Below are 9,573 nucleotides of genomic sequence, written 5' to 3' on the forward strand. Positions count from 1 at the left end.
GAGGAGTTCAGTTTGGTTCGGGGGCGCCCCTAGGTACAGGATTTGGCAGGATTGTTACATCAACTGCCACATAACAGTCCTCGTTAAATCATCCTCGCTTCATCTTAAATAATAGCATTGGAAAACCAAGCATTTTCACTCAACAGGACGATGGACTAGACTTGGTCAATTCCCCACCCTTGCATCCCATCGGTCGGAAAAATCCAAAGTGGTGCAGAAATAACACAGCTCGATTTGTATCTCGCCGATGCTGTTCGAGAGCACGGAAACGCAAACCGCCCGCCTCGCCGGTACGGCAAGGCGGGCGGTGTGACGCCGCGTTCTTCGAAGGGGTGGCGCCGCTATTCGGCCGCCGCCGCGCCGGCGGTGCCGACTCGGCCGGTGCGCTCCAGCTTGCCCCAGCCGACGAACCAGCCGCCGAGCGCCGAGCTGATCGCGCGCAGCACCACCCAGTACATCAGCTGGCGGTAGACGAAGCGCTGCGCCACCAGCAGCAGCGCCGGATAGCGGATGCGCCGGCTGTTGAGCCGGTAGGCGACCCAGCCGCAGCCCACGTCGATCGTGGTGAAGGCCACCCAGTAGATCGCCATGGTGCCGACGTCGCCGCGGGTCTGCTCCCAGCCATGCTGGGCGATCCGCACCCCCGTGGCGAAGATCGCCGAGATCAGCGCGAGGTCGATCAGCGGCGAGATCGCGGCGAAGACGATCTGGAATACCCAGGCCTGGGGCAGCCCGATCCAGGCGAGCCCGCGCGCGCTCTTGTCGCGGTAGAGGCCGCGATGCTTCCACAGGCACTGGAGCGTGCCGAACGCCCAGCGATAGCGCTGCTTGGCGAGCGCGCGGAAGCTCTCCGGCGCTTCGGTCCAGGCGACCGCATCGGGATCGTAGGTGACCCGCCAGCCGGCGCGCTGGATGGCGATGGTGAGATCCTGGTCCTCGGCCAGCGTATCCTCGGGATAGCCGCCCACCGCATCGAGCGCCGCGCGGCGCCAGGCGCCGACCGCGCCCGGCACCACCGTGATCGCGTTGAACCCGGCGAGCGCGCGTCGCTCGAGATTCTGCGCGGTGATATATTCCACCGCCTGCCAGCGGGTGACGAGGTTGACCCGGTTGCCCACCTGCGCGCTGCCCGCCACCGCGCCGATCTTGTCGTCGGCGAACCAGCGCGCGAGGCGGCGGATCGTCTCGGGCTCGAACTGGGTATCGGCGTCGAGCGCGATGATCACCTCGCCCCTGGCCTGCTGCAGCGCGCGGTTGAGCGCCGCCGCCTTGCCGCCATTGACCAGCGTCAGCAGCGTCACCCGCGGATCATCGCCGAACGCCGCCGCGACGATTTCGCTGGTGCGGTCCTTCGAACCGTCGTCGGCGACGATCAGCTCGATCGCCGGATAGTCGCTGGCGAGCACGCGGCGCACCGAGGACTCGATCACCCGCTCCTCGTTATAGGCGGGGATGATCACCGAGACGGTGGGAGTGTACACCGGGGCCTCGCCGCGCTCGCGCAGCCGCTGGCGCAGCGCCAGCCCGGCGAGGATCAGCGCGCGGGCGATGCCCAGCGTGATCGCGATGAAGAACATCCAGCGCAGCCCCGAGGCGATCGCCGCGAGCACGATGAAGATCGCCACGTCCGCCCGCACCGCGAGCAGGTCGCTACCGCTGATCGGCGGCATCACCTCGTCATAGGAGAGCCCGGCGAGCTTCGAGACCGGCACGAAGCTATAGCCGCGCGCGCGCAACTCGCGGATGATGATCGGCAGCGCCTCGATGGTCTGCTCGCGGTTGCCGCCGCCATCGTGGAGCAGCACGACATTGGTGGAATGGTCCGGTGCGGCGCCTGCCACGTCGTTGAGCACGCCCTGCACGATCGCATCGACGCCCGGCCGCTTCCAGTCGTCCGGATCGACGTGGAGGCCGACCACCGTATAGCCCTGTTTCTGCGCCACCACGGCGGGATCGAGTTCGTCGGGCGTGGTCGGCTCGGCATCGCCGAAATAGGGCGCGCGGAACAGCCGCATGCCGCGGCCGGTATAGGCCTGCACCAGCCGCTGGGTGGCGTTCAGCTCCAGCGCGGTGCTCGCCGCCGAGGTGGTGGCGAGGTTCGGGTGGGTATAGGTGTGGTTGCCCAGCTCGTGCCCCTCGGCGACCAGCCGGCGCAGCAGCAGCGGATGCTGCAGCCCGTTCTCGCCGATGATGAAGAAGGTTGCCGGCACATGCTCGGCCTTGAGGATGTCCAGGATGCGCGGGGTGTAGGTCGGATCGGGGCCGTCGTCGAAGGTCAGCGCGATCTCGTGCTTCGAGGCGCCGGTGCGCATGACGACATAGGGCGTCGGCAGCACCGGATATTGCACGTCGCGGATCATGTTGGCCGCATCGAAGCTGATCGCGCGCTCGCCCACCGTCGGCGTCCTGGTTACGCGCAGGATCTCCCCAGGGCCTTCCACGTCGACGTTCGTCGCCGGCACGATCCGGCTCAGATCGGGCCGGCCGCCATGGCGATAGGCGAGCAGCGCGGTCCACACGCCGGCATCCTCGGTGCCGAGCCGCCACAGCGCGACGCTGCCGACGCCGGCCGCGCGCACCGCCTGTAGCTGGTTCCAGGTGGCGGTAGCGTCGACCATCCAGACTTCGTGGTGCTTGCCGTCCTCGTCATAGGCGAAGGCGCTGTTGCCGGTGGTCTTGTCGAAGGTCACCTTGGCCTCGCTGTCGCGCGCCGCCGACCAGGCTTCTTCGATGCTCAGCGCGTCGGTGCCGTCACCGTGATAGTCATAGGCATAGCTGGCCAGTGCGACGATCAGCTTGCCGGCGCCGACCTTGGCCACGGCGCGGCGCAGTTCCTCGACGAACCAGGGCTGCGAGGCGATCGGCCCGGCGGTGCCGCCCTGCCAGTGCTCGTCATAGTCCATCAGGATCACGCGATCGGTGACCGCGGCGAAGCGCTTGAGGTCCCAGTTGGTGTCGCCCGCCGGCACGGTGACCGCGAGCGTCTTGTCCTTCGGCATCGCCTTGTTGATCTGATCGAGGAGCTGGACATAGCCGGGGAGCGAGCCCGGTTGCAGGCTCTCGAAATCCAGCACCAGCCCGGCGAGGTTGCGTGCCTTGACCATCGCCGCCAGGTCGCGCGCCAGCTTCGCGCGCGCCGCCGGGCTCGCCATCAGCTTGGCGGAACCCGCCGTGTCCCAGGCTTCGTCGGAAACATTCTGCACCATCGGCAGCACGCGTGGACGGCGCGGCGCATTGGCGACGATGCTCGCGAACTTCGGATCGTCCATTACCTGCATCGCATGGTTCGGCCCGGTGACCGAGATGAAGGCCGGCACCACCCAGTCGAGGTCACCGATGTTGCGGCGAAGCGAGTCGGCGCTCGCCGGGTCCCAGGGCACGTAGAAGCCGACGGTGAGCGGAGCGCCCGGCTTCTTCGCGGAGCCGCCCGGCAGCCAGCGCTGCGAGCGCGGCTGGCCGCGCGCGCTCAGCGAGCGCAGCGCCGCCGGCTTGGCATTCTCCCACCGCACCGGCAGGTCCTGTGCGGGCGGCACGTTGACGATGGTGGCGGCGAACACGATTGCGGTGACGAGAATGCCGCCGATCAGCGCGAATACCGTGCGCATCGTCCAGCGCTTGCGGCTGCCGGTGGGGTCGAAGAATACGGGACGCGACATCGATGCTCTTTCGAAACGCGCGATCGTTTCCCCGGCGCGTGACGGGCCCGCGCCTTATACGGGTCGAAATTAACCGAAGCTATACACCCAAGGTTGGGTAGATTCCCTGAGCAGGGATAGGGTCACACCGCACTGCTGAAGCGTGTGGCGGCCGGTCCGCGGTGGCCGTCGAGCGCGCTGGCGATCACCCGCGCATAGGGGAGCGCCTCGGGCGCGAGCAGCAGCACGCTGCCTTCCCAGCGCACCAGATCGAGCGCCGCGAAGCGCGCCAGCCGCAGCGCGATCGCCGCGCGGCCGGCGATGCCGCCCAGATCGGCGCGCCCCTGGCAGAGCAGTTCCTCGATCGCCGCCGCCCGCCACTGGTCGTCGACCGAGCGCCGCACCCCGCGCGCCGCCGCGAACCGGCCGGAGGAAATGGCCATATGCCAGCGGCCGGCATTCTTCTCGTTCTGCACCAGCAGATCGGGGAACTGGCTGATCGCGCTGGCGCCCAGCCCGATCAGCACCTCGGCCTCGTCCTCGGTGAAGCCCTGGAAGTTGCGCCGCAGTCGGCCCTCGCGCGCCGCCACCGCGATCGCGTCGCCGGGCTGGGCGAAATGGTCGAAGCCGATCGCGGCGTAGCCGTCGCCCACCAGCATCTCGTGCGCCCGTGCTGCCTGGGCGAAGCGGGCTTCGGCGTCGGGGAGCGCGGTCGCATCGATGCGGCGCTGGCGCGGGATCAGGTGCGGCACATGGGCATAGCCGAACACGGCGAGCCGATCGGCGCCCATCGCCACGCTGTCGTCGATCGACTCGGCGAGTGCCTGGTCGGTCTGGCCGGGCAGGCCGTACATAAGGTCGAAATTGATCGACTCGACCCCGGCGTGGCGCAGCAGGTCGACGGTGATCGCGATGTCGGCGCGCGGCTGGACCCGGCCGATCGCCGCCTGGATGGCAGGATTGAAGGTCTGCACGCCCAGGCTGACGCGCGACGCTCCGGCTTCGGCCAGCGCGCCGGCCCAGGCCGCGTCGAAGCCGCGCGGATCAACCTCCACCGACAGCACCGGGCTTCCGGCACCGAACGCAGCCTTGGCCTGCGCGACCAGCCGGAGGAAGGCCTGCGGGGTGATGGCGTTGGGGCTGCCGCCGCCGAAGGCGATGCGCCCCACCCGCCCGCGCCCGCCGAGCCGCCGCGCGACCTGCTCGATCTCCTCCGACAGCCGGGAAAGATAGGCATCGAGCCGCGCGGTGCGGTTGGCAGCACCCGTATTACAGCCGCAATACCAGCAGATCTCGTGGCAGAAGGGGATGTGAAGATAGAGCGACAGCTCCGCATCCGCCTCCACCCGATCGAGCGCGGCGGCCATGTCCGCTGGGCCGACGCCATCGTGGAATTCGGCGGCGGTGGGATAGCTGGTGTAGCGCGGCACCGGCGTGGCGAGCAGATCGGGATGATAGGTCCACATGCCCACGCGCATGCACCGCTGCGGCAGGCGCGTCGCTTGGGAATGTCCCGTATCCTTGCCGCCCGCGCCGCGCAGGCGTAGGCGCGAGGCCATGCAACTCGACGACCAGCTAGTCCGCTATTTCGGCACCGCCGATCTCGGCGCCCTCACCCCGCCTGCACTCGCCTCGGGCATCGAACGGATGAAGGTCGATCTCGGCCTGGAGACCGATCGCGCCCGCCGCTTCGCGCTTTGGGCGCTGCTGTTCATGCTCGGCAGCGCGCCCGACCTCGACGTGACCTTCGAGGACGAGGCCGATCGCGAGGCCGCCCGCAACTTCATGGACTTGTCCGACCAGCAGGACTGAGTACCTCCGGCCGGGCTTCCCCCGCAGACATTTGCTACCGCTCGGTAAAGCCGGTAGGGTTGCCGGGAAATCACACCGCCGCGCAAGTCGCCGCCGGAACCAGAAGCACGTTCAGGCGATGGAATTGCGGGAGCATGCAGACAGGGGATGCCCAAGATGGATAGTCCAAGCGATATCGGCGTATCGCGGCGGGGGTTGCTGACGAGCGGCGCAGGCTTTGCCGCCGTGACGGCCCTGCCCGCGAGCGCCAGCAACAAGGAACCGGTAGCGCCGATGGAGACGCCCCCCGCCCTGCCCGTCCAGCTCAAGGTCAATGGCAAGCCGGCGGAGCTTACCGTCGACACGCGCACCACGCTGCTCGATGCGCTGCGCGAGCATCTCCACCTCACCGGCACCAAGAAGGGCTGCGACCATGGCCAGTGCGGCGCGTGCACGGTGATGGTCAACGGCCGCCGCATCAATAGCTGCCTAAGCCTGGCGGTGATGCACGAGGGTGACAGCGTCACCACCATCGAAGGCTTGGGCACGCCCGAGGACCTGCACCCGATGCAGGCCGCCTTCGTGAAGCATGACGGCTATCAGTGCGGCTATTGCACGCCGGGGCAGATCTGCTCGGCCGTCGCGGTGCTCGACGAGATCAAGGCCGGCATCCCCAGCCATGTCGCCGCCGACGTCGCCGCCTCGCCGGCTTTCTCCGAGATGGAGATCCGCGAGCGGATGAGCGGCAACATCTGCCGTTGCGGCGCCTATTCCAACATCGTCGAGGCGATCCGCGAGGCCGCGGGGCGGAGGCAGGCATGAAGGCGTTCCACTATACCCGCGCGAGCAGCCCGGCCGATGCCGCCGCGCTCGCCTCAAAGACCCCCGGCGCCAAGTTCATCGCCGGCGGCACCAACCTGCTCGACCTGATGAAGCTCGAGATCGAGACGCCGGCGCATCTGATCGACGTCAACAAGCTCGCGCTCGACCGGATCGAGGAAACCCCGGACGGCGGGCTGCGCATCGGCGCGCTGGTGCGCAACACCGATCTCGCCGCCGACAAGCGCGTCCGCCGCGACTATGCGGTGCTGACCCGGGCGATCGTGGCGGGCGCGAGCGGCCAGCTGCGCAACAAGGCGACCACCGCGGGCAATCTGCTCCAGCGCACCCGCTGCCCCTATTTCTACGATCCCAACCAGCCCTGCAACAAGCGCAAGCCCGGCAGCGGCTGCGCCGCGATCGGCGGGTTCAGCCGCCAGCTGGCGGTGATCGGCACCAGCAAGGCGTGCATCGCCACCTATCCGGGCGACATGGCGATCGCGATGCGGCTGCTCGACGCGACGGTGGAGACGGTAAAGCCCGACGGTGCCACGCGGAAGATCGCCATCGCCGACTTCCACCGCCTGCCGGGCGACACGCCGCACCTCGACAACACGCTGCAGACCGGCGAGCTGATCACCGCGGTCACCCTGCCCAAGCCGCTGGGCGGCAAGCATTTCTACCACAAGGTGCGCGACCGCGCCTCCTACGCCTTCGCGCTCGTCTCGGTGGCGGCGGTGGTGCAGAAGGATGGCACCGGCCGCGTCGCCTTTGGCGGCATGGCGCACAAGCCGTGGCGGGTCGAGGCCGCCGAGGCTGCGCTCCCCAAGGGTGCTGCCGCCACCGCCAGGATCGCCTTCGCCGGCGCCACGCCGACGCACGACAATGCCTTCAAGCTGCCGCTGGCCGAGCGCACGCTCGCCGCGGTGCTGAGCGAAGCAAGGGGCTGAGCCATGAAGTTCGATATCCCCGCCACGACCAACCCGATCGACCGCCTCAAGGTGGTCGGCAAGGCCACCGACCGGATCGACGGTCCGCTCAAGACCACCGGCCGCGCGCCCTATGCCTATGAGCGGCACGATGTCGCGCCGGGCGCGGCCTATGGCTATGTGCTCGGCTCGGCGATCGCCAAGGGCCGGATCACGGGCATGGACCTGAGCGCCGCCAAGGCAGCGCCGGGCGTGCTCGCGATCGTCACCGCCGAGAATGCCGGCAAGCTGACCAAGGGCAATTTCAACACCGCCAACCTGCTCGGCGGGCCGGAGATCGAGCATTACCACCAGGCGATCGCGCTGGTGGTGGCCGAGACCTTCGAACAGGCGCGGGCCGCATCGTCGCTGATCCGCGTCGATTATGCGCGGGGCAAGGGCCGGTTCGATCTCGAGGCGGAAATGGCCAGCGCCACGCTGCCGAAGGAAGGGTTCGGCGGCGCGGCCGAAAGTAAGGTCGGCAATTTCGACGGCGCCTTTGCCAGCGCCCCCGTCCAGCTCGACGCGCGCTACACCACGCCCGATCATTCGCACGCGATGATGGAGCCGCACGCCTCCACCGCCAAGTGGGAAGGCGACCAGTTGCTGCTCTGGACCTCGAACCAGATGATCAACTGGGGCAAGGGCGATGTCGCGCGCACGCTGGGGCTCCCCAAGGAGAAGGTGCGGCTGATGTCGCCCTATGTCGGTGGCGGGTTCGGCGGCAAGCTGTTCGTCCGCACCGACGCGATCCTCGCGGCGTTGGGTGCCAAGGCGGCGGGGCGGCCGGTCAAGGTGTCGCTCCAGCGCCCGCTGATCGCCAACAACACCACCCACCGTCCGGCGACGATCCAGCGCATCCGCATCGGCACCACCAGCGACGGCAAGATCACCGCGATCGGCCATGAGAGCTGGTCGGGCGACCTGCCCGGCGGCGGCCAGGAGACGGCGGTGAGCCAGACCCGCCTGCTCTACGCGGGCGAGAACCGGCTGACCGCGATGCGGCTGGCGGTGCTCGACCTGCCCGAGGGCAATGCGATGCGCGCGCCGGGCGAAGCGCCCGGCATGATGGCGCTCGAGATCGCGATGGACGAGATGGCGGAGAAGCTGGGGATGGACCCGGTGGCGTTCCGCGCGCTGAACGACACCCAGGTCGACCCCGAGGCCGCCAACCGTCCCTTCTCGCAGCGCCAGCTGATCCAGTGCATGCGGATCGGCGCGGACAAGTTCGGCTGGGCCAGGCGCGCCAAGGCGCCGGGTGCCGTCCGCGAAGGTCGCTGGCTGATCGGCATGGGCATGGCCGCCGCCTTCCGCAACAACCTCAACGGCCGCTCGGGCGCGCGGGTGCGGCTGGACGGCAAGGGCGTCGTGACGGTCGAGACCGACATGACCGATATCGGCACCGGCACCTATACCATCATCGCGCAGACCGCGGCGGAGATGATGGGCGTGCCGCTGGAGACGGTGGTGGTGCGGCTGGGCGATTCCAGCTTCCCGGCCTCGGCGGGCTCGGGCGGGCAATGGGGCGCCAACAGCTCGACCGCGGGCGTCTACGCCGCCTGCGCGATGCTGCGCGACAAGGTGACCGCGGCGCTCGGCTTCAACTCGGCCGATGTCGTGTTCGAGGACGGCAAGGTCCGCGCGGGCAACCGCAGCGTCGCGCTGGCCGATGCGGCCAAGGGCGGTGAGCTCGTCGCCGAGGACTATATGGACTATGGCGACCTCGCCAAGAAGTACCAGCAATCGACCTTCGGCGCGCATTTCGTCGAGGTCGCGGTGGATGCGGCCACGGCCGAGGTGCGGGTGCGCCGGATGCTCGCGGTGTGCGCGGCGGGGCGGATCCTGAACCCCAAGTCGGCGCGCAGCCAGGTGATCGGGGCGATGACGATGGGCGTCGGCTCGGCGCTGATGGAGGAGCTCGCGGTCGACAAGCGCTTCGGCTTCTTCGTCAACCACGACCTCGCCGGATACGAAGTGCCGGTCCATGCCGACATCCCGCACCAGGAAGTGATCTTCCTCGACGAGACCGATCCCACGACGTCGCCGATGAAGGCGAAGGGTGTCGGCGAACTCGGCCTGTGCGGCGTTGGCGCGGCGGTGGCGAACGCCATCCACAATGCCTGCGGGGTGCGGGTGCGCGACTATCCGGTGACGCTGGACAAGCTGCTGCCGGGGATGCCCGCGTTCGCGTGAGCTAGATCCTCCCCGGAACGGGGAGGGGGACCAAGACGCGCAGCGGCTTGGTGGAGGGGGATCGCCGCGAGGGACGTCCCTTGTGGAGATCCCCCTCCACCACCGCCTTCGGCGGCGGTCCCCCTCCCCGTGCCGGGGAGGATCTTGGGCTGGCGCTCCCCTCCCTC

6 protein-coding genes are annotated in these 9,573 nt (G+C 68.9%); 4 read left to right on the forward strand and 2 right to left on the reverse strand.

Translation table 11 applies throughout. The features are described from left to right. Positions 1–341 precede the first annotated feature (341 nt). A complete protein-coding gene (locus tag CA234_RS05145; protein WP_126001061.1) occupies positions 342–3,656 on the reverse strand; it encodes a glycosyltransferase in 3,315 nt (1,104 codons plus the stop codon). Positions 3,657–3,778: 122 nt separating this feature from the next. Further along, entirely contained in the window at positions 3,779–5,101 is a 1,323-nt protein-coding gene (gene hemN / locus CA234_RS05150; protein ID WP_206431090.1) for an oxygen-independent coproporphyrinogen III oxidase, read from the reverse strand. Positions 5,102–5,192: 91 nt separating this feature from the next. Here hemN and CA234_RS05155 point away from each other — a divergent pair, with 91 nt between their 5' ends. The 4 genes from CA234_RS05155 to paoC all read left to right on the forward strand — a co-directional run bounded on the left by CA234_RS05155 (position 5,193) and on the right by paoC (position 9,406). Next, entirely contained in the window at positions 5,193–5,447 is a 255-nt protein-coding gene (locus CA234_RS05155; RefSeq protein ID WP_125971779.1) for a hypothetical protein, read from the forward strand. 156 nt (positions 5,448–5,603) lie between these two features. Continuing rightward, positions 5,604–6,248 (forward strand): aldehyde dehydrogenase iron-sulfur subunit PaoA, encoded by a 645-nt coding sequence (gene paoA, locus CA234_RS05160; RefSeq protein WP_125971777.1) that lies wholly within the window; start codon positions 5,604–5,606, stop codon positions 6,246–6,248. Beyond that, a complete protein-coding gene (locus tag CA234_RS05165) occupies positions 6,245–7,195 on the forward strand; it encodes a xanthine dehydrogenase family protein subunit M (protein ID WP_126001062.1) in 951 nt (316 codons plus the stop codon). Before paoA ends, CA234_RS05165 begins: the two co-directional genes overlap by 4 nt. Before the next feature lie 3 nt (positions 7,196–7,198). Beyond that, entirely contained in the window at positions 7,199–9,406 is a 2,208-nt protein-coding gene (paoC, locus tag CA234_RS05170) for an aldehyde oxidoreductase molybdenum-binding subunit PaoC (protein ID WP_126001063.1), read from the forward strand. Positions 9,407–9,573: the final 167 nt, after the last annotated feature.

The organism is Sphingomonas sp. ABOLE (assembly GCF_003950455.1).
Classification (GTDB): domain Bacteria; phylum Pseudomonadota; class Alphaproteobacteria; order Sphingomonadales; family Sphingomonadaceae; genus Sphingomonas; species Sphingomonas trueperi.

Coding starts and splice junctions, on each gene's coding strand:
- CA234_RS05145 (WP_126001061.1), bottom strand. CDS start 3,656: ATGTCGCGTCCCGTATTCTTCGACCCCACCGGCAGCCGCAAGCGCTGG.
- hemN (WP_206431090.1), bottom strand. CDS start 5,101: ATGTGGACCTATCATCCCGATCTGCTCGCCACGCCGGTGCCGCGCTAC.
- CA234_RS05155 (WP_125971779.1), top strand. CDS start 5,193: ATGCAACTCGACGACCAGCTAGTCCGCTATTTCGGCACCGCCGATCTC.
- paoA (WP_125971777.1), top strand. CDS start 5,604: ATGGATAGTCCAAGCGATATCGGCGTATCGCGGCGGGGGTTGCTGACG.
- CA234_RS05165 (WP_126001062.1), top strand. CDS start 6,245: ATGAAGGCGTTCCACTATACCCGCGCGAGCAGCCCGGCCGATGCCGCC.
- paoC (WP_126001063.1), top strand. CDS start 7,199: ATGAAGTTCGATATCCCCGCCACGACCAACCCGATCGACCGCCTCAAG.